The sequence below is a fragment of the Bradyrhizobium sp. IAR9 genome (assembly GCF_013408065.1).
Lineage (GTDB): Bacteria > Pseudomonadota > Alphaproteobacteria > Rhizobiales > Xanthobacteraceae > Bradyrhizobium.
In genome coordinates this window covers 222343-243708 of the sequence record NZ_JACBZW010000011.1, presented here as the reverse complement: position 1 = coordinate 243708, position 21366 = coordinate 222343, and the positions used below count along the sequence as shown (strand labels likewise).

The following is a 21366-nucleotide window of genomic DNA, read 5'->3' as shown; positions in this document are numbered from 1 at the left end:
CGGCTTCAGGACGATCCGACCTCGATCCGGAACGACAAGCGCTCTTCCGCTCCCGGCGCGATATGCATCAGCCCCGGCTTGTCCGCGAATTCGCCGTCAAAGCCGGCGGGACTGGCATAGCCGCGCCAGGGCTCGATGCAGAGGAACGGCGCGCCCGACGGTTTCGACCAGACGCCGAGCTCGCGAAAGCCGCGCCAGGACATTTTGAGCCAGGGGCCGCTGGACGCGGTGTAGCGGACCGCGTCGCTTTCGATCCGGTCGAAGATGACGGCGTCATCGACGAACAGGGATTCCGACAGGGGGAGCGCGGCACCTTTGACTGGGCTCGGCTCCGTTGCCGGGCGCAGCAGCCCGCCATCGAGTCGGCGGACGGGAGAGGATTCCACCTTCGCAAAGGCCAGCGCGTAGTCCTCTTTCGCGCTTCCGAGCCGGAGCGGCCAGTTGAAGGCGGGATGACCGCCGATCGAGGCTGGCAATGTCTCCTTGCCGGTGTTGGCGATCGTGAGCGTCAGGTCGAGGCCGGCCTCATCGAGGACATACGCGGCCGTCAGACGGAACGCGAACGGATAGAGCGCGCGGGTCGTCTCGCTGTCTTCGAGCACCAGCGTGCAGCGGCTCTCGCCGCGCTCCGCCCATGCAAAGCGGCTGTCGCGCGCAAAGCCGTGCTGGGTCATCCGGTATGTCTTGCCCCGGTGCCGCAATTCGTCCCCGGCGAGACGCCCCACGATCGGAAACAGCAGCGGCGCATGGCGCGGCCATTCCGGCCCGGCCTGCCAGACGAATTCGGTGACATTGTCCTTCAACGAGCACAGCTCGGCGCCGTGCGCCTTGATGGTCGCGGTGAGCCCCCCGCTGCGGAGGGAGTGGGTGTCGTCACTCATGGCGGACATCTACACCGCGACCTCACACGCAGCAAGGCAACGTCAGCCATGCAGGTGGAACGTCTCCACCGTGCAGGGCTGCGTCATATTTCTGTACCTAACGGTTGCTCCTTTGCGGTTCGTCCCCCGCCTGCTTGCTGCAGGGCGGCCCGGACTCCGATCAACCACTATGGTAGCCAATTGAAATTCTTCATCAACGGTCGTTTTCTGTCGCAAAAGCTCACCGGCGTTCAGCGTTATGCCGCCGAGATCGTCAAGGCGATCGACGTGCTTTTGGCGTCGGAGCAAACTCCCGCCTCGCTGCGGAACGCAGACTGGCAGTTGCTGACGCCCGTGGATGCAAGCGAGCAGCTCCAGCTGGAGCGAATCAAGATTCGCGCCGTCGGCCGCTTGCGCGGGCACGCCTGGGATCAAATCGACCTGGCACGCGCCGCTGCGGGAGGCCGCTTGATCAGTCTCGCCAATTCCGGCCCCGTGTTCCATCGCGACCACATTGTGGTGATCCACGACGCACAGGTCTTTCGCAGGCCCGACTTCTTCAACTGGCGCTATCTGGCAGTTCACCGAACCATGGGCCGGCTGCTCGCCCGGCACGCAAGCATCGCAACCGTATCGGCCTTTTCGCGCAAAGAGCTTGCCGAGGTGCTGAATCTGTCAGCAACGGCGATCCCGGTTTTCCCCAATAGCGCCGAACACTTTGCCAGGACGAAGCCGGATCCCGACATCATTGCCCGGCTCGGCGTTCAGCCGCAAAAGTTCTTCCTCTTCGTGGGCTCAAAGACCAAGAACAAGAATCTCTCCATCGCGATCCGCGCTGTCCAGCTGCTCGATCGAGCCGACGTGCCCCTGGTCATCGTCGGAGGGGATAACAGCAAGGTCTTTCAAGACAATTCGGGCGACGGGGTTTCCGGCCTGCTGCTCGCCGGGCGTCTGACGGACGGCGAGATCGCCGCTCTCTACGCGCATGCATCGGCATTCGTGTTTCCCTCGCTGTACGAGGGCTTCGGCGTGCCGCCACTCGAAGCCATGATCTTCGGTTGCCCAGTCATTGCCTCGACGGCCGATGCGGTCGTGGAGACGTGTGCCGACGCCGCTGCGTATTTTGACGCCAATGATGCCGAATCGTTGAAGCAGCTGATGCTCGAAAGATTGGCAATCGGCGCCATCTCCGATCAGGAACGGCGGCGGCAGCAGGAACGCGTTGCGTTCTTTTCGTGGCAAAAGTCGGCGAAGTCGTTGCTCGATCATCTCGCACCATCGGCAAACGTTGCCAGCGCTGCTTGAAGTTCGATGCACTTCGCTTATCCCGCGCATCGGTTTTCGCACAAACGATTTGCAACTGGCTGCAACTCGCACGCCTGCGCATGGTTCCACGAAAAGTTTTCGTTCTTCCCATGACAATCATGCGCACAAAGAGCTTGGCGCAACATCACCACATCGCTGCCCCAATATCGCTACGTATTCGAGGAACTGTCTCTCGCACTAGCGAACACTAGCGAACTCAGAACAGGGATACAGGATGTCCGGCTCTCCAACGCGGCCCTACGGAAGGCAAACGATGAAAGTGCTGCACATCGCCGAGACGATCCGGGGCGGGATTGCCAGCTACCTGAACGAGTTGCATCCACAGCAACAGGCGAGCTTCGGCACCGGGAACGTGCACTACGTCGTGCCGTCGGATCATCGCCGCGATCTTCCGGCGATCAATGACAACCAGATTACGACGTTCGAACGATCCGGCCGCGGCATCGCCGGGCTATTCCAGATGCTGCGCGCAAGCATGCAAGCGCTGGATGCCTTTCGCCCTGATGTCGTTCACCTGCATTCCTCGTTTGCGGGCCTGGTGCTGCGCCCGGCGCTGGCGGCCCGCTCGGACGGACCGCGCGTCGTCTATTGCCCGCACGGCTGGGCGTTTTCACGCGAGACCGGCCGCCTAAGTCATCTCGTGACGAAAGCGGCGGAGAACCTCCTTGCCCGCACGTCGGACCGAATCATCTGCATCTCGAGCGACGAGTTCAACGAAGCCGTCCGCGCCGGAATTCCCGCCGAGCGCCTCACCCTCGTCCATAACGGCATCTCGAAGAGCCGCACGCCGCAGCCTGTCGCGGCCGACTGGACGTCTGAAAAGGTCAAGGTCCTGTTCATCGGACGGCTGGACCGCCAGAAGGGCTTTGATCTCCTGATCGAAGCGGCACGCTCGCTCGAGGACGTGCTGGAGATCCGCATGATCGGCGCCTCCGTCGTCAACAAGTACGAAGGCCCGAGCGTCCCGTCCAACGTGTCCCTGCTGGGCTGGCTCGATCGCCCGACCATTGAGACCCAACTCGAGGCCGCCGACCTCGTCGTGATCCCGTCGCGATGGGAAGCCTTCGGCCTCGTTGCCCTGGAAGCGATGCGCGCGGCCAAACCCATCCTGGCGTTCCGCAGCGGAGCATTGCCCGAGATCGTCGTCGATGGCGTGACCGGCGTGCTTTGCGAGCCCGTCGCGGTCCAGCCACTCGTCGACGGTTTCCGGCGAGCACTCGATCTCGACCTCAAGGTGCTGGGACAGCGCGGTTACGACCGGTTCAAGCAGTTTTATGACGTTCAGAAGACGCATGGGCAATTGCAGCAGGTCTATGCCGAGCTGCTCCATGACGACCGGACACCGATCGACGCGAAGGCGGGGCTGCAGTCGGACCTCTCCAAGAATTTCTGATGGCTCGACGTTCACACTTGCCCTCGCAGATGCAGGAGATCGCGATGGCGATGTCATGGACCGGACTGGGTGTCACCGCGAACGCAGCACGCGCGAGCATGAACTAGCCGATGATATTCTCACGCACCTTGGTTCGCGGCAGCTTCCGCCTCGCGGGCATCATGGCATCGATTTTTCTGCCGGTCTCCGTCTGCGCACAGCAGGCGCAACCGCTCGATGCCCGATTCCTGCTGGGCGTCGGCACCCATCAGGGGCTGGGTGGCCCGGTGAGCGCGCGCGGATACGTTCCTTCGGAAAACGTCGCGCAGATCAAGCAGCTCGGCCTCAACGCCTTCCGCGATGACTTTCCCTGGTCCGATTTCGAGGTCGGGGGACGCCGGATGGGCTTCACGCCCAGGCTCGGCCGGCTCGAAGCGCAAGTCAAATCCGGCGTCGCGCGCCCCCTCCTGATCCTCGCCTTCGGCCATCATCTGGTTCCGAATTCCTCACCGCCGACCACCGATGAGGCCCGGCAGCGGTTCGCCGATTATGCCGCGGCGGCGGCGCAATCGGTCGTGGCGCAGCATCCGGTCTTCGAACTCTGGAACGAATGGAATCTGGCGGCGAAGAAGGATCCGGCGTTCTCACCGGAGAACTATCTGGCGCTCGCGCAAGTCGCGCGGCCGGCGGTCAAGCGCGTTGCACCGCATGCGCCTTTCCTGGTCGGAGCTCTCGGCGACGATCCGGGCTGGACATGGACGGAGAAGATGCTGCGAACCGGCATTCTTCAGCATGCGGACGGTGCTTCGATCCATCTCTACAATTTCTGCATGGGCCCGAGCAAACGCACGTCGGCCGAGATCATCGATCGGCTCACGGCGTTTCACCGTCTCGTCGGCCAGGCCAGCGGAAATCCTGACTTCCCGATCTACGTCACCGAGACGGGCTGGACCACGGCCACCAACAAGTGCGGCGTCAGCGAGCAGGCCCAGGCCGACAATACGGCTCAGCTCATCCTGTGGGCGTCGACCGCGACACGCTGGCTCAAGGGCATGTGGCTCTACGAGCTCAAGGACAGCGGAAAGAACCCGTCGGAGCTGGAGGATAATTTCGGGCTCTATCGTTTCGATAATTCGCCAAAGCCGGTTGCCTGCGCGGCCCAGGGGGCCTGGGCCTTCATTCGCCCCAGCCAGAGTGCCGAGCGCCGCGAGCTCGCCAGCGGCGTCGTGTCGATCAATGCATCGACGGCTTCCGGCGGCAGAGTTGCAGTCTGGTCCGAGGCCCCGGACCGACGTTACGAGATCCGGCTCAAGGGCGATCAACAAGGCGCAAGCTTTGCGATGCCGTGCGACCAGGCGGCAAGGCCTGCGTCCGGGGTCTGGATCCCCGTTTCGAGCACACCGGTTTTGATTGCAGCCAATGACAGTGCCGTTCCCGCCCTGGAGATAAGGCCGGCGCGGTAGACGCGATTTTGCAGATATGAGGTTGATGCGATGAAAGTTCTTTTGACGTCCACGCTTTATCCGACGCCTCAGGCCCCAAAGATCGTCGGCGGCGCGGAGATTTTCGCCCGTCGTTTCGCCGAAGGTCTGGTGCAGCGCGGTGATGAGGTGGAAGTGATCCGGGCCGCATCCACGCCTCATCAGGCACCGGAAACCTGCGACGGCATCAACGTCTACTCCGCGCCGGTACGAAACGTGTATCTGCCCTTCACGGAGCAGAAGAACGTCGCATTGCGTAGCATCTGGCACGCGGTCGACGACTGGCAGATGCAGGCCCCCCTGATTGCGGAGCGCATCCGGGCCTTCAAGCCGGACGTGCTGCACTCCAACAATCTGTCGGGCCTTACCACCGCGATCTGGCGCGTTGCCGCGCAGCTCGGCGTTCCCGTGCTCCATACGCTTCACGACTATTATCTGACTTGCCCGCGCTGCTCCCGCTTCAACAATGGGCGATCCTGCGAGCACACCTGCACGAGCTGCGGAATTCTGAGCTTTCATCGCAAGCGCGCCACGCATTGGCTCAGCGCCGTGGTCGGCGTGAGCGAGCGCGTCCTGTCCATTCATACCGACATGGGCATGTTCTCGGAGACGCCGATCCGCACCGTGATCCGCAACGCCTCGACCGAGCCGCCGCGCGAGCCCTACCCTCGGCCGGTCTGCACCACGGAAGTGACGTTCGGGTTCATCGGCCGCCTCACGGAGGAAAAGGGCATCGACAATTTGATGCAGGCCCTTGCTCAGCTGCCCCGTGATCGGATTCGAATGATGATCGCCGGACGGGTCAGCGAGGAGGAGCAACGGCGCCTCAGGGCGCTCGCGCCCGATGCGCGAATCGAGTTCATGGGCTTCGTGGTGCCGGACGATTTCTACAAGCAGGTCGACGTCGTGATCGCGCCCTCCATCTGGCACGACCCCGGTCCGCTCGTCGTCGCAGATGCCAAGGCTGCGGGCAGGCCGCTGCTCGGCACGCGCTTTGGCGGCATGCCCGAGGTCATCGAGCACGGCGTGACCGGCTGGCTGACCGAAGCCGATCCGCAATCCCTGGCCAGGAGCATGCTCGCGGTCGCAGCCGATCCGCACAAGATCGACGAGATCAGCCGGCGCCTGATCGCAGATACCAACAAATGGATATTCTCCGACGTGCTGTCTTCATACAAGAACCTGTATGAACAATTGCGCGAGCAGCGGATGTCGCACGTGCGCGCAGCAACGGCCGAAGCGTCGCAGGGGCCGTCGATCGTCGGCAAGGAGCGCCTCATTCCGCGATGACACGCCTCCTCGCGATGGCGGGCTACGTCTATCAGAGCGCCGCGGCGATCATCCTGATCTTCGCGATCAGCCATCTGTTGCCCGCCGCCGACTACACCAACTTTTCCCTCGCGCTGGCCTCGAGCCAATTGCTCTGCGTCCTGATGTTCGAGTGGCTGCAGCTGGCCGGACTGCGGTTTCTGGCGGCAGCCAAGGAAAACGAGGCGGCGCGGCTGAGGTGGTCGCTATTTGCCGCCGGCCTGTCGAGCGCAGCCGCGCTCGTCGTGGTCGGGAGCTGCGCGTCTGTGGCCAGCGTGCTCCCGACCGGGATCGTCGCGTTGGGTCTCGGCATATCCGTGCTCCAGGGCTTGACGGATCTTTACTTCCTGTCGGTCCGCCTGTCCGACCGGCTGGGCATCGCATCCTTTCTGCTCGCGCTGCGTGCCACCGCCCTTCTGATTGGAGCCGCCGCGGGCGCATTGATCTCGGGAACGGCCGAAGCGGCGCTGCTCGGCATTGCCTCGGGTCACGCCCTCGGCCTCCTCGCCGGCCTTGTCGCCTATCGCACGCCGATGGAGCGCGTGTCGCCGCAAACGATGCTGGCCGACTGGAAGGAGTTCTCCCGCTACGGCATGCTCGCGGCAGGCGCGTCCGTCATCCATCTGTCGGTGCCGGTGCTGCTCCGTGTCATCGTCGTCGGCCAGCTGGGTGCGACCGGGGCCGGGGCTGGATTTTCGATTGCGCTTGACCTCCTGCAGCGTCCCTTCTGGGTTCTCAATGCGGCGATCCACACCGTGAGCTATCCGGAAGTGGTCAACGACTTCGAGCACGGAGGCAGCGCAAAATCGGTGCAGTCGGCGCGGCGGATGTTCGAATTCATGATCTGCACGACCCTCGTGCTGCTCGGTGGTCTGATTGGATTCATTCCAGATGCCGCCCGTATCGTGGTGCCGCAGGCCAGCCTGAATGGCTTTCTCGAGACGGCACCAACGGTCGCCGCCTTCTATTTCCTGCACACCCATCTGCAGGCGACGATCGCGGTCGTTCCCCACCTCGAGAAGCTGGCGACCAGGCTCGTCGTCGTCGCGGCCTGCCAGCTCGCCATCGTTGTGTCCCTCTCCCTGGTCGCGGTATCGGCCGGCCTGTCGCCGCGGGGGGCGGTCGGCTGCGCTGCGGTCGCCACGCTCGCGACGATCCTGGTCGCACTCGGTCCCACGCTGCGGTTCGAGGCGTTCCCGCGCTGGCCGTTGGTCATGCAGGCGGTCGTGGCCGCAATCCTGATCGGATCGCTCGGTTCGATACCGACGGAGCCCGCGGCATGGCTGGCCGGCAAGATCGCGATCGCCGCGATGGCAACGGCGGTCATCGGATGGCGCGGAGACTTTCTGATGCTGGCTCGCCGCAGCTGATTGGCTGCATCAGCGGTGTGCGAAGCGGATCTGGTTCCGATACGGAACCGAGTCTTCATCAGCGGTTTCCGCGGCGAACGCTGCACCATCTCTGAGCAACCACAACCATTACGAGCAAATCGATTGGTTTAACCGCCCATGGAAGCGGCATCTGCGAACTTCCCGTGCAGGAAAGCGCGAGCTGCGCGAAGGAATGGACGAAGATGCTTTGATCGACGGCCAGCGAGAAAATGTCTTGCTGCTCCTTGCCGACCTCGCGCGCCGCGCGCGCGCCAACCGCTCTTTCAAAATCTGTCATATAAAATCCAATTCGCGCGGTCTGCGCATACATTCAGCAGTGCAAATCACGAAAATCTTGAAAGCGCCTTCCTCACGCCATGCTGCCCGGGCATCGCATGAATATTCTGCTGCAACACAGAGCAAGTCTGTTCCTGCACAAGGAACCTCGTTTCGCTCGCGATTTGTAGCTTCCATTTTTATCTGAAATTCACACTCGACAGAGAAGCTTGAACGCAATCCCTGCGAGCAATTTCGTTCGCGCTGAAACTCGAGTGTGAAATGTCCGATCAAACCATCCTATCCGCCAGCGGCTTCATCGACTCTATCGGCGTCAACACGCACGCCGGCTTCGGCTGGACCGGCTACAACAATCTCGCGCTGATGGTCGATGACCTCGAGTATCTCGGCGTCACCCATCTCCGCGACGCCATGGGGACCAGCCCGGCCGCGCAACCCGTCGTCGACGGTCTGGCCGCTGCCGGCTACAAGTTCGACTTCCTGGTGTCATCCGCGCTGCCCCAGACCGGCACAACCGGGCTGCAGAACTACATCGCCTCGCTCCAGAAGTTCGTGACGAGCCACCCGGGCAGCATTAGCGCCATCGAAGGGCTCAACGAGGCCAATCACCAGCCCTTCAGCTACAACGGCAGCTCGAGCCTTACCGCCGCAGCTCAGTTCCAGAGCGCGCTCTATCAGGCCGTGAACGCCAACGCCGCGCTCGGCAGCATCCCCGTCTACAATCTGTCACTGGCCTACAACGATCCGCAAGGCTACAGCCAGCTCGGCGACATGTCGGGCTCGGTCGACTACGCCAACGCCCACGCCTATGTCAGCACCAGCCTGACGACCGGCAGCTCGATTTCGGCAACGCTGAGCGCCGTCATGGCCGCGGCACCGGGCAAGCCTGTCGTCATCACCGAGACCGGGTACACCACGCAAGCCAACACCCAATATCTCGGCGTCAACGAGACGGTGCAGGCCAAATCGATCCTGAACACCCTGGTCGATGCCTACAAGGCCGGCGTGAGCGCGACTTATCTCTACGAGCTGTTCGACCGCGATTCTTCCGCCGGCAATACCAATCCCGAGGCCAATTTCGGACTGTTCAATTCCGACGGGACGCCGAAGCTCGCCGCCACCGCCATTCACAATTTGACGACCATTCTGGCCGACGACGGCAAGGGCGGCCTGCAGCCGACTGATCCGTTGAACTACACGTTGAGCAACATGCCAGCCACAGGCAACAGCATGGTGCTCGGCAAGAGCAACGGCGCTTACGAGCTCGTCGTTTGGGCGGAGCCGAAGCTCTGGAAGGACTCGAACGACACCGAGATTTCCAATCCGACCGAGACCGTCACGGTGAACCTCGGCGGCGTGCATCATTCGGTGAAGGTGTACGACACGCTGACAGGGACCACGGCGATCGCCAGCTACACCGACGTCAGCACGATCACGATCCCGGTCAGCGATCACCCGCTGATCATCGAGATCGACGCGCCTCCGACCACCACGACTCCGCCGGACACAAGGACCACTGTCAGCGGCACCGCCGCCGAGATCGTGCCGCAACTGTCCGACCTCAGCGACTCCACGGCGCTGCAGACCATCACGCTGACCGATTCGCACGTCCTGCCGGTCGCCTCGAAGGCGACCATGGACTACATGATCGCCCATTATGGCAGCGCCCTCTCCAAGATCCAGGGCGGTTACTCGTTCTCGGTGACGAACTCGGCTGCGACCTGGAGCAGCACGAAGACCTATAATTCCAGCGGAACGCTTGTGTCGAAGTCGGACACCGGCCTGAATGCAAGCGGACAGCCGACCTCGACCACCGTCGCCTACACCGACGGTTCCAAGGACCTGATCAGCTACACCGGCGGCGTGAAGACGAAGTTCGTTCATGTCGGCACCGACGCAACCAGGACGACCGACACCTACAACACGGCCGGAACCCTTCTGAGCGAAGTCGTCCAGAAGTCGGATGGCTATTACTCCACCACGCTCTACACGAGCGGCGTGAAGACGGCCGCCTACGTCAAGAATGCCGACGGCTCGCAGGACAATTACACCTACGGCATCACGGGCAAGAGCTTCACGACCCAGGTTCAGCATCTCGATGCCTCCGGAAAGGTCACCTCGGTGACCCGCAGCCATGCCGACGGCTCGCTGGACTCGACGCAGGTCTACAACGCCGACGGCAGCAGCGTGATCACCACCTACAGCGCCACCGGCATCAAGCTGGTCGAGACCGCCTATCATGCCGATCATAGCAAGGATGTCTGGACCTACAACATCACAGGCCAGAACTACACGACCGAGCACGACGTCTACAATTCGACCGGCTTCCTCACCAGCCTGACGCGGCTGCACAGCGACGGCAGCCTCGCCTTCAAGCTTACTCAGACGACCGACGGCACCAAGACGACCGATTGGTACAATGCCGCCGGCAGCCTCACCAGCGAGGTGGTCCAGAAGGCCGACGGCTTCTCCTCGACCACGCTCTACAGCAACGGGGTCAAGACCAACGCCTATGTGAAGAATGCCGACGGCAGCCAGGATAATTACGCCTATGGCATCACCGGCCAGAGCTACACCACGCTGATCCAGCACGTTGATCCCACGGGCAAGGTCACCGCCGTGACCCGCAAGCATGCCGACGGCACGCTCGACTATACCCAGGTGATCAACAGCGACGGCAGCAGCGTCGTCACCAATTATGATGCCGCGGGAACGCGAACCAAGGAAACCGACTATCACGCCGACGGCAGCAAGGACGTTTTCCTCTTCAACATCACCGGCCAGACCTACACGACCGAACACGACATCTACGACGCGACCGGCTTCCTCACCACGCTGATTCGCAAGCATGCCGACGGCAGCATGGCGTTCAAGCTGGTGCAGAGCGCCGATGGGGCCAAGACCACGGACTGGTACGACGCCAGCGGCGTGCTGACCAGCGAGGTGGTCCAGAAGCCGAGCGGTTACAGCTCGACCACGGTGTACACCAATGGCGTGAAGACCGCGGCTTACATCACCAACGCGGACATGAGTCACGACAACTACAGCTACAACATCACCGGGCAGAGCTATACCACGCAGTACCAGCACCTCGATCCATCCGGCCAGACCACCGAGGTGACCCGCTGGCATGCCGACAACTCGCTCGACTACACCCAGATCGTCAACAGCGACGGCAGCAGCGTGGTGACCAACTACGATGCATCAGGTGTCAAGAAGACGGAAACCGATTACCACGCCGACGGGTCGAAGGACGTCTTCCAGTTCAACGTCGTCGGCCAGAACTACACGAACGAGCACGACAGCTACGATTCGACCGGCTTCCTCACCAACATCGTGCGCACCCATGCCGACGACAGCCTGGCCTTCACGCTGGTGCAGAGCGCCGACGGCACCAAGACCTCCGACTGGTACGATGCCAACGGGGTCATCACCAGCGAAGTGACGACCAAGAGCGATGGTTACAGCTCCACGACCGTCTATAGCGGCGGCGTGAAGAGCGCTGCCTACATCAAGAACGCCGATGGCACATCCGACAACTGGAATTACAACATCACCGGGCAGTCCTACACCACCCAGCATCAGCACCTCGATGCTTCGGGCAAGTTGGTCGAGCTCACCCGGACCCACGCCGACGGCACCCTGGACTATACGCAGGTCATCCATGACGATGGCAGCAAGCTGACCGACATTTACAACAGCTCCGGGACCAAGACCCAGGAGATCGCCAACAACGTTGACGGCTCGAAGGACGTCTTCCTGTTCAACTTCAACGGACAGACCGGTACGACGCAGCACGAGAACTACAACTCCGCCAGCGCGCTGCAATTCTTCGATCAAACCAAGGCCGACGGCACCCACAATGTCACAGCCGTCGCCGGCGGCGTGACGATCCAGGGCGGGGCCGGCAATGACGTGTTCTCGGCCGCGCCAAACTCGACCACGGTTGCCTACGATCACGGCCAGGACCAGATCCTCAACTTCCAGGCTGGTGACGGCACAACCCACGACGTGGTCCAGATCTCGAAGCTCCTGGCCGCTGACTACAGTCACCTGCAGATCACGCAATCCGGGACGAATGCGCTCATCACGTTCTCGGCCAATGATTCGATCCTGCTGAAGAACGTGTATGTCAGCAGCCTGACGAGCCACGATTTCTTGTTCGTCTGAGCAAGGCGAGCTGACGACAAGTCCGCATCAACGTTGACACGGGCCGGGACCAGCCAAGGTCCCGGCCCGCTCGTTAGGCGTCTGCCTCGTCAGGAGGCAGAGTTGAGGCGATGAAGACCTTCACTTCCCCGGCAGGATGGTTTCGAGGAACTCAAGTCCGGCCGATCCGCGATCACGCCACCTCCCCCCGCTCCATCCAGCGAACTTGCGTCACAATTGGTCTCTAGAAGCGAGACGAACCGCGCAAGGACTCTGAGGCCCGATGGAAGCCAGTGAAGCAAGACGTTTTGTCGTTCTCGACTTCTACCGCTTCGTCGCTGCGCTCGGGGTCTTCATCTTCCACCTGAAGCTGATCGACACGGGCATTTCGCCGGCCTGGAACGGGTCCTACGGCCTGTTCGTGGACATGTTCTTCATCCTGTCCGGCTTCGTGATCTCCTATTCCTACCCGTCCGACGCCCGTGGCGTGGCGGCCTATTCCCGGTTCATGATCCGTCGCATCGCGCGGATCTATCCGCTACATCTGTTGAGCTTGCTCATCTTCGTGGTGCTCATCGGCGTCGGCCTGGAGCGCACGGCCCGCTCGACCTCGCTGGACTTCCTGTACAATCTTCTGCTGCTCCAGGCCTGGGGCGTCACCGACCATCTCAGCTTCAACTCGCCGTCCTGGTCGATCAGCGCGGAGTTCTTCTGCTATCTGATCTTTCCGCTGCTGATGCTGCTTGCACGCAAGGTGCAACCGTTCGTGCTCGGCGCGATCGTGGCCGCGCTCTATCTGGTGCTTGCCCACGGCCATTTGCCGATCTGGCAGGAACGGTCGCAGATGTATGGCGCCAATTTCGACTACGGGATGCTCCGCGCGCTGCCGAGCTTTTTGAACGGTATCCTGCTCGCCATTCTATTCCGGATGTCGCATCCCTACCGGCACAAGCGGATGATCTTCGCCGGCATCGGCATGTTCGGCCTCTCCGTGCTCGTCCTCAACGTCTTCGCCAAGCCCGACCTCGCCATCCTGCTGTTCTCATGCGCCATACTGCTCACAGCGGTCGGCGAGAGCGCCTTCAAGGAGTTTCCGGGCGCCCGCCTGCTCGGACGGCTCGGCAACACCTCATATGCGATCTACATGCTGCACGATGCCATTCTCATTGCCGTGTTCAAGCCGCTGTGGATTTGGCTCGGACTGCGTCCTGATCAGTTCGGCCTGTTCGCTCTGGCGTGCTGCGCGGTCCTGACCATCGCCGCGGACCGCACCTACGCCTATTTCGAAAATCCGGCGCGGCGCTTCATCAACCGCTGGGCCGACATTGGTGCCAAGTCCTCGCGCAAGCCGGCCGCAGCCGACACCTCCGTGCGCTTTGACAACACCGAGCGGGCGGTCAACTGACGCCTGCCGGGCGACGGTGAGGGCGTTCAGGCGACCTTGCCGCCGGCCTGCTGCACCGTCCGCATCGCGCTCTCGCCCAGCAACGGTGCGATGTTGGCACGGGACAGTTCCATGACATCCGGCAGCATCTGCCGTACCTTCTCACCGACGGCTTCGTGTGCGCCAAGGAACTGCAGCACAAACTTCTCAAAGCTGTCGTCGACCAGGAACTGGGCCGGCGACAGCAACAACGATTCGCTGACGCCAAAGTGCGCGAACAGACCCTGGAACTTGTCCTGATAGGTAATCGCCGCGACGGGCGTTCCCTGCCCCAGCGCCGCGATCGCGAGATGCATGCGGCCGGTAATCACACCGTCGACCAGACCAACAACCGCCTTGATCTCGCCCGCCGACAGCGCTTGATCGACATGATGCACGTGATCGCCGAGCGTGGGCTTCAGGCGGTCGGCCAGCGGCCGAAGGCAATTGTCGTCGGCGATCTCGGGGCGGTAGTCATGAGCGAGCAATAACCAGCTTGCATTGTGCTCGCGAGACAGCCGCTCCATGGCGCCGGCGGCGAGCTCTATCATTTGCCGCAGCTTGGCCGGCTCCGGCTTCCTGAACAGCATCGGATGAATGTTGAAGACGAAGACCTTGCGACCCTGTTCGCGCTGTCGCGCGATCGTGGCCGCGATCTGCTTCACTGCGGCCGTATCCGCCCGCGGGGTCAGCATGAACGCCGCGTCGGCGACCAAATGGGCACGTTTCCGCGCGAAATCGTCGAAACGCTGAAGAGATATTGTATCGCGCAGATTCAGCACCACGCCCGGGTCCAGCAGCCGGAACACCTCGCGTAACGCCTTCGCCGGGCGGGAGTTGAAACTGAAGCCGAGCACGCTGACCTTGGCGCCGAACGCAGCCATCAGATCGGCCACGAGCAGCATGCGCGCGGCATCCACCGGCGAATAGTAGCCATCGAGCACGTCGGCCCCCAGAACCAGCCCGAAATCCGGCCTGGTGAGCGACAGCTCCTGCGCGACCGTCTCGTATGAGAACGGCTGTCGCCAGAGTTCGAGGGGCTTGAAACCCATCGCGCGCACATCCGCGCTGGCCGTTGGCGTCGCGGTGACAATGTAGACCTCGAGGTTCGGATAGGTCTTCTTCACCTCCCCAGTGGCCGCTTCGATCATCGCCTCATCGCCGCGCGATTGACGAACGCTCCAGGGATCGGAGGGGAGCACGACGAGCCGGCGCGGAGTGTTGCGCGGCGCGGCGTTGACGCCGACGTCCCTCCGGGCGATCTGCCATCTGCGCAGCTCGAGCAGGTCGAGCGCCAACGGCGTGTTCTTCGCGCTGTTGAGCCAGCCTCGGAGCTGCCTGCGTACGGGCACCGGGATCAGTTGCTTCACGACATCCTCCTCGTCTTCATCAAGCGGTCGCACCGCGCTTCACGACGAAATCAATCAGGGAAAGGAGCTGCTTCCGCCAGAACAGCAGAATGCCCGTCAGATAAGTCGCGCCAAAACAGGACGACAGCAGTCCAATCCGCAAATAGGGATTCATGCCCGGCGTCGCCTCCCGGCACAGCACGACTGCGCCGTAGGCCAGAGCGATGGCGCAAAGGCATCCCGCAATGGGGCGCAGAAACTGGCTCCAGCTCAAGCCGAGCAGCCGGAGCGCCAGCGCAAACGTGACGGGGGTCACCACGAGCTGCGAGAACGCGAAGATCGTGGCCAGTTGACCAATGTCGCGCGAGGGAAGCAGGAACATTGCCGGCACGACCGTACAGAATTTGAGGATGTTGAGCAGAAAGACGTAGTTCGGCTTGCCCAGAGCACCAAAATAGGCGCTGTTGACGAACTGCACCGTCTGGACCGCACCAATCAGCATCAGCGGCCGCATCACCGCCTCGCTGCCACCCCACTTCGCGCCGAACAGCAGCAGCGAGAACTCCGGCGCGATCGCCGCGAGGAGCACGAAGACCGGAGATCCGATCAGTGCGCCGAGACTGACGCTGCGCAGATATGCACCTGCGATGCGGTCCCGCTCGTGCGCGATTTTGGACAAGGCGCTCAGCGCCACGTCCATGACCGCCTGCGTGAGCAACTGCATCAGGATGATGTAGACCCTCGCCCCGACCGTATAGATGCCAAGCGCGGCGACGCCATAGAGCGACAGGATGATCATGTCGATCGTCCGAACGATGGCGAAGTCCAGCAGCCTGTTCAGCATGACGTGGATGCTGTAGCCGGAGAGCTCGCGAAAGCTCTTCAGATCGTAGCCGCGCATCGGCAACCATCGCGGCTGGCTCCAGAGCCACAAGCCGCTGATCGCACTCTGAACGACCACCTGGATCACGAGGCTGAGGGCGCCGAACCCTGCATAGGCACAGGCGATCCCCACGACGCCGGAGATGGCTGTCGCCACCATGGTCCTGACCGCGAGCACCCGAAAATCCATCTGGCGCTTGTAGAGCGCCTCCTGGAACAGCGTCGCGGTGCCGATCGGAAGCGAGAGACTGGCGGCCGTCAGCAGCGGCGCCAGCCCCTTCACGTCGAACCAATGCTCGATATGTGTCGCGAGCAATGCGATCAGAACGGCCAGGAGCGCTGAGGCTGCAAACGAGCAGAAGAACGGCAGCGTCACATCGGCAGGCTCGAGCGTCCGCCGCTGGATCAACGCATCACCGAAGCCGAATTCCGCGATGGAGCTCAAAAGCAGCAGGATAAAGGCGACCAGCGCCGCAAGACCGAAATCGGCGGGATCGAGCAGCCGTGCCAGCACCAGGAACAGCACGAACGACAATGCGCGGCCGCCCCAATTCTGCGCGAGCGACCAGAACAGCGCCACCACGACCTGATGTTGCCTGCCTCGAGTGACGTTCATCAACAATTCGACCCAATTCCGATCCAGACGACGCGGCAATGATGAGGACACGCCACCGCTTGTCGCCGCTCACAACGGCGACTGATTGCTCGCTACAATACGACGGAGTGATGGCAATCAGATGAGCGCCATCACGATTCCGATTTAGAGTGGAAGTGAGTTCAAATCGTGGACTACACTCCCATCGCTCTCTGCGATGTGATGCAAAATGGATGCCTTGATGAATTCGCCGGCCCCGCGTTCTCTCCCCAATTCCAGGCGCTTGCGCGTGGCGATCTACGCCCCGCATTTTGCAGAATATTCCTACCGCCTAGCGTCGGGATTGGCTCATCATTGCGACGTCAGGCTCGTGCTCAACCGCAAGGACGCCAATCAGCAATGGGAACTGGCCGATATCGCCGTGGCGGCTCCCTTCGAAACCCGGATTCGCGATTTGAGCCTGCGCCGCGGCGGCGTGATCGGTATCCCGGCTTCTTTTCTCGACATAATTTCGTTTCGTCCGGACGTCGTTCATTGTCACGAAGTTCCGGAGATCTATACGTCCAAGCTGATCCAGTTCCTTCGTCCACTCGGCATTCCCCTGGTGCTGACCGTTCACGATGCTATCCCGCATTCGGAAGGCGGCTCCGGCACCTCGCCACGTGAAGACGGTTGGCGCGGGCACATGCGTGCCGCCGCGTCGATCGTCACTACGCATGGCGAGAGCTGTATTGCCGATTTTCGTCGCGCCTCGCCCGACTTCAAGGGCGGAACGGTCTCCAGCATGCACGGCGTGCTCATGGTTCCACCGGCCCGACATGCGGTCACCGCGCCCGAAGCCGCACGCATCCTGTTTTTTGGACGAATGTGGGCCTACAAGGGCCTCGACGTCTTCATCGACGCGATCGACATGTTGGCCCGGCGCGGTGTGGCGCATGAGGCGATCGTCGCCGGGCGCGGTCCCGAGATGACACGGCTCGGCGCGCGGATGGAAGCGATGCCGACGGTCAAGACCATCAACGCTTACATTTCGCCTGCGGACACCGGACAGCTGTTTCAATCCGCCACCGTGGTCGCCTTACCCTACAAGGATGCAACACAGAGCGGCGTGCTTGCCTCCGCTTACGGCAATTCTCGTCCCGTCGTTGCCAGCGCCACCGGGGGCATTCCCGATGTCGTCACCGACGGAGTCAACGGGCTGCTGGTTCCTCCCGGGGATGCCACTGCATTGGCCGATGCACTCGAACGCGTGCTGACCTCCAAGCCACTCGCCGCGACATTGACCGATGGCGCACGGCAGACCGCGGCCGGCATTTTGAACTGGGACCACATCGCCGAACAGCTGCTGGGGTCCTATCACAAGCTCGTCGGCCGTACCGTGAGCTGACCGCGACGGGCACGCGGCCGCTCAAACCGATTGCCCGACCTTCAGCGGTCGAAAGAACGTGCCGCGGATCGCGCCGTCCAGCAGGCGCCTGAGCCTGACCTCGATCAGCTCATAACTGATCGCGCTTGCGACCAATGACATCACCAGCCCGAGCACGATGAAGGCGGCCCACAGCAGCCAGCGATCGACGCCGGCGGCGACCAGCTTCAGGCCGATCACCTGCAACGGAAAGAGCACAAAGGGATGCACGAGATAGAGGCTGTAGCTGATCTTGCCGACATATTGCAGGGCCGGGGCACTCAGAGCCCTGCCAAGGCCCGATTCCGGGGCAAGCACCATGCCGAACAGCAGGAATCCGGGAAGGAGCCCCACGAACGGGTGAAACAGCACGAGGCTCGCATACAGCGCGGCTCCGCAGGCGAGGCCCGCGAGCAGGCCGACCCGTCCGGGAATGGAGATGCGAAACCCGGTGGCGCTGAACAGCATGCCGATGCAGAAGAACGCCGTGATCGGCCAGTGCATCAGGCAGGCCAGACCCAGCAGGATCAGGGGCGCCGCCAGCAGCTTGCCCCCGCCGCGCCACATCGAGAATGTCAGCGCAAACCAAATGTAGAACGCCCACTCATAGGTCAGTGTCCAGGCATTCTGCTGGGCAATGGGCAAGCCAAGCGCGTCCTGCACGAAGAACAGATTGGCCGCGAAAATCCCGAGATAGCTCGTCAGATCGATCCCACGGAAGAACTTGTAGCCGACGATCGGACCTATCGCGAACAGCGCAAGATGCAGCACGACGAACACCGGCATGATGCGCAGGACGCGATCGAAGAAGAACCGCGGCAGCGAGCCGTGCCGCACCAGGCTCGCCGGAATCAGGAAGCCGCTGATCATGAAGAACAGCTCGACGCCATGCCCGCCGACATTGATCACCGATTGCAGCCAGAGCCAGAGCGGCGGCAGGAAGCCGGGATCCGGGATGTCGTACATGCCTCCTTTCGGCATGTCGTAGAAATGATCCATCAGCACGCTCAGCGCCGCAATTCCCCGAAGCCCCTGGACCGAGGGAACGAACGATCCGTCGTAGGCGGCGCCCGGCTGGTGCAGCGCGTTACTCACTCTGCAGCACCCTGAGTACTGAGGGCGGGCTCGAGAACGACCTTCTTTCTCCGTGCCGAACGGAACCTTTGTCCGAAGGCGATGCTGGGCTTCTCGACGAATGTAAACGTCATCCAGCTGACGAGAATCGACAACGCCAGGATCAGGGTCATGAAGATCGACCATCCGAGCGGCCCGTCGCCGAACCAGACGAGGCGATGGATGAAGACGAGCACGAACGGCGACATCAGGTAGACCGAATAGCTGATCACGCCGACGAACGCCATCGGGCGCCACGCCATTCTCTCGCCGAACACGGCAAAGCCGATGAAGACGATCGCCGCGCAGACATAGGCCGATGCGATCGAATAGCTGTAGAAGAAGTTCTCGTGGTAAACGCCTCCGAACCGCCGGTCGGCCAGGGTGATGGCGAAGATCGCATACAGGAGCGTGCAGACCGCCACGTGGGACCATCGCAGCTTTCCGCCGATGACGGTGTCGCGGATGATCTTGCCCAGGAACATCGCCGACAGGTTCAGCCCGACCTCCATCACCGAGGAAACCGCCCTGTTCTCCACCAGGAGTGCAGCAGTGGTTCCGACCAGCGCGGCCGCAACGACGATCGTCACCGCCGTGAAGCGCCGGTTCAGCAGCCCCATCGCAAACAGAATGGTGCACCCGACATAGAACAGCAGCTCGATCGCCAGCGTCCAATAGAACACCCAGAGGTTCGGGACGTTCACGAAGGTCTGCAACATCGTCACGTTCGCGGCGATCTGCCCGAGCGGATAGATCTTCGAATCCAGCAGTTGCATCGTCACGAGCCCGACCACGAGTGAGGTCCAGTAGGCCGGGTAGAGCCGGAAGAAGCGGCTGATCGAAAAATCCCGCACGGGCGTGGCGCTGTCCGGGAAGCTGAACGGAATGACGAAGCCGCTGACGAAGAAGAACAGCACCACGCCGAACCGGCCAAAGTTCATGTAGTAGCCGAACAAATCGTGGATGGGCCAGTAATAGGCGCCCGTCGGGTGCTTCTCGACGATCACCTCGAACACATGCTGGACCAGGACCGACAACACGGCAATGCCGCGTAGCGTGTCGATGAATGCGAGCCGTTTATGCATTATTCGTTCTCACCTGCTTCCGCTCGCCGCCGGCATGTCCGGGCGGAAGCCTTCCAATGACGGCATCGGCGGCCGCATGACAATCGGCACGGCGTCACCCGCTCGTGCGGAGGCCGCGCGGCGGGAAAACACGTCGCTGAAGCTCAAGGCGATGATCAGGAGGCCGGACGCCGGGCCGTAGTTCAACACCGTGATCGTGAACAGGTTGACGACGAAGATCAGCGTCAGCTTGTACACGTCGGTCGCGCCGAATGTCGCCCTGAACACCATCACCATGAACGCGACGAACGGCAGACCGAACATCAGGTAGGTCCCGATGTAGAAATTGTCGACGGGCACCCAGAAGTGCGCGAGCGGCGAGAACAGCTTCTGCGGATAGTTGAAGCAGCCCGCGCCGCAGCCCGTCACCAGACCGATCGGCATGAGCTGATTCATGTAGACGAACGGCAACTGCCAGCTGTTGTTGATGCGATCGACGATGCTGAACAGGGTCGAGTGCGGGACGGCGGCGGTGCCGGAAGCGATCACGATCATGAAGAACGGAACGAAGATCGCGGCAAAGGACCATTGCGCGATACCCCTGATTGCGGGAAAGCGCGACTTCTCCGGCAGCATGCGCACGAACACGAGCAGGAGCAGATAGAGCACGAGGACGATCATCGTCGTCTTGCTCGTGGTCAGCTTGATGACATAGACCGCGAGCGAGCCGAACAGAAGGCACCACGTCGTGCTCTTGCGAATCGAGGTGATCGCGAACGACACGAGAATGAAGAAGGCGGCCATGGTGTTGTCGGCCGCAAAACCCATGAGGCGCTGGTCGTCGCCGCCATAGGCCCACCACAGCCGGCCCGCCTCTCGAACTGCGCCGAAGGACTCGTATTTATACCCGACCCAGGGCATGAGATAGAATTTGGTCAGCAGCACCCCGATGACCGAGAGGTAGAAGGTCACGGCGATGACCGACAGCAGCTTCTTGTACGAGCCGAGACTCGAATCACAGAAGCAGAAGCCGACGAACACCGGCAGCATCATCTTGAAGGACGAGATCGCTGCGTTTGCCGTCCCCATCATGAAATAGCCAAGCACGAGCGAGAGCATGATCTGGACCAACACCAACAGGGCCAGGGTGCTGCGATTGCGCAAGATGCAATGCACGATGAACTGGATCAGACACGCAAGCGCGACCGCATCGGGCAGATACCAGAGCGCATCCATGTGATAGATGCTGGTATAATAGCGGATCACGCCGCCAAAGGCGTCGCGGACCAGATAGACGCCGAGCGCGATCGCCTCGATGCTGAGGCTGATCAGGATCAGACGCGGCCGTTGCATTGCGAGGATGCTCATGCCC

At 62.2% G+C, this 21366-nt stretch carries 15 protein-coding genes; 8 read left to right on the top strand and 7 right to left on the bottom strand.

Features of this window, described 5'->3' with window-relative positions:
• Positions 1-5: 5 nt before the first annotated feature.
• On the bottom strand, positions 6-881 hold the full coding sequence (locus GGD67_RS26955; RefSeq protein WP_179737055.1) for an aldose 1-epimerase family protein: 876 nt from the start codon (positions 879-881) through the stop codon (positions 6-8).
• A gap of 180 nt (positions 882-1061) precedes the next feature.
• Between GGD67_RS26955 and GGD67_RS26950 the strand changes: the two genes are divergently transcribed.
• From GGD67_RS26950 to GGD67_RS26930, 5 genes are all read left to right on the top strand, one after another.
• On the top strand, positions 1062-2165 hold the full coding sequence (locus GGD67_RS26950) for a glycosyltransferase family 1 protein (protein WP_092261630.1): 1104 nt from the start codon (positions 1062-1064) through the stop codon (positions 2163-2165).
• Between the two features lie 274 nt (positions 2166-2439).
• On the top strand, positions 2440-3579 hold the full coding sequence (locus GGD67_RS26945) for a glycosyltransferase (RefSeq protein ID WP_179737054.1): 1140 nt from the start codon (positions 2440-2442) through the stop codon (positions 3577-3579).
• A 161-nt stretch (positions 3580-3740) separates the two neighbouring features.
• The gene (locus GGD67_RS26940; RefSeq protein ID WP_246784389.1) at positions 3741-5021 is read left to right on the top strand and encodes a hypothetical protein; all 1281 of its coding nucleotides are present in this window, start codon (positions 3741-3743) and stop codon (positions 5019-5021) included.
• A 30-nt stretch (positions 5022-5051) separates the two neighbouring features.
• Positions 5052-6329 (top strand): glycosyltransferase family 4 protein, encoded by a 1278-nt coding sequence (locus GGD67_RS26935; RefSeq protein WP_018323207.1) that lies wholly within the window; start codon positions 5052-5054, stop codon positions 6327-6329.
• The gene (locus tag GGD67_RS26930; RefSeq protein WP_179737051.1) at positions 6326-7717 is read left to right on the top strand and encodes a hypothetical protein; all 1392 of its coding nucleotides are present in this window, start codon (positions 6326-6328) and stop codon (positions 7715-7717) included. Before GGD67_RS26935 ends, GGD67_RS26930 begins: the two co-directional genes overlap by 4 nt.
• A gap of 58 nt (positions 7718-7775) precedes the next feature.
• On the opposite strand, the gene GGD67_RS26925 is transcribed toward GGD67_RS26930, so the two are convergent.
• Entirely contained in the window at positions 7776-8048 is a 273-nt protein-coding gene (locus tag GGD67_RS26925; protein WP_179737049.1) for a hypothetical protein, read from the bottom strand.
• Between the two features lie 227 nt (positions 8049-8275).
• Between GGD67_RS26925 and GGD67_RS26920 the strand changes: the two genes are divergently transcribed.
• Complete coding sequence (locus GGD67_RS26920) at positions 8276-12184, top strand: RHS repeat protein (RefSeq protein ID WP_179737047.1); 3909 nt, start codon at positions 8276-8278, stop codon at positions 12182-12184.
• 262 nt (positions 12185-12446) lie between these two features.
• On the top strand, positions 12447-13568 hold the full coding sequence (locus tag GGD67_RS26915) for an acyltransferase (RefSeq protein ID WP_179737045.1): 1122 nt from the start codon (positions 12447-12449) through the stop codon (positions 13566-13568).
• Between the two features lie 26 nt (positions 13569-13594).
• Here GGD67_RS26915 and GGD67_RS26910 read toward each other — a convergent pair whose 3' ends face one another.
• Together GGD67_RS26910 and GGD67_RS26905 are read right to left on the bottom strand one after the other, a co-directional pair.
• Entirely contained in the window at positions 13595-14956 is a 1362-nt protein-coding gene (locus tag GGD67_RS26910) for a polysaccharide pyruvyl transferase family protein (protein ID WP_244550779.1), read from the bottom strand.
• A gap of 19 nt (positions 14957-14975) precedes the next feature.
• Complete coding sequence (locus tag GGD67_RS26905) at positions 14976-16433, bottom strand: lipopolysaccharide biosynthesis protein (protein ID WP_179737043.1); 1458 nt, start codon at positions 16431-16433, stop codon at positions 14976-14978.
• Between the two features lie 268 nt (positions 16434-16701).
• On the opposite strand from GGD67_RS26905, the gene GGD67_RS26900 reads away from it, so the two are divergent.
• Positions 16702-17799 (top strand): glycosyltransferase, encoded by a 1098-nt coding sequence (locus GGD67_RS26900; protein ID WP_312009961.1) that lies wholly within the window; start codon positions 16702-16704, stop codon positions 17797-17799.
• A gap of 21 nt (positions 17800-17820) precedes the next feature.
• Here the strand turns inward: GGD67_RS26900 and GGD67_RS26895 are convergent, their stop codons facing one another.
• Genes GGD67_RS26895 through GGD67_RS26885 form a run of 3 tightly spaced genes read right to left on the bottom strand, consistent with a single transcriptional unit; the run spans position 17821 to position 21362 of the window.
• Positions 17821-18912 carry an acyltransferase gene (locus GGD67_RS26895; RefSeq protein WP_179737039.1) on the bottom strand — a complete coding sequence of 364 codons (1092 nt, stop codon included), beginning with the start codon at positions 18910-18912 and terminating at the stop codon, positions 17821-17823.
• Entirely contained in the window at positions 18909-20015 is a 1107-nt protein-coding gene (locus GGD67_RS26890; RefSeq protein ID WP_018323198.1) for an acyltransferase family protein, read from the bottom strand. The genes GGD67_RS26895 and GGD67_RS26890 overlap by 4 nt, the downstream gene beginning before the upstream one ends.
• 9 nt (positions 20016-20024) lie before the next feature.
• The gene (locus GGD67_RS26885) at positions 20025-21362 is read right to left on the bottom strand and encodes a hypothetical protein (RefSeq protein ID WP_020508829.1); all 1338 of its coding nucleotides are present in this window, start codon (positions 21360-21362) and stop codon (positions 20025-20027) included.
• Between the last annotated feature and the right edge of the window lie 4 nt (positions 21363-21366).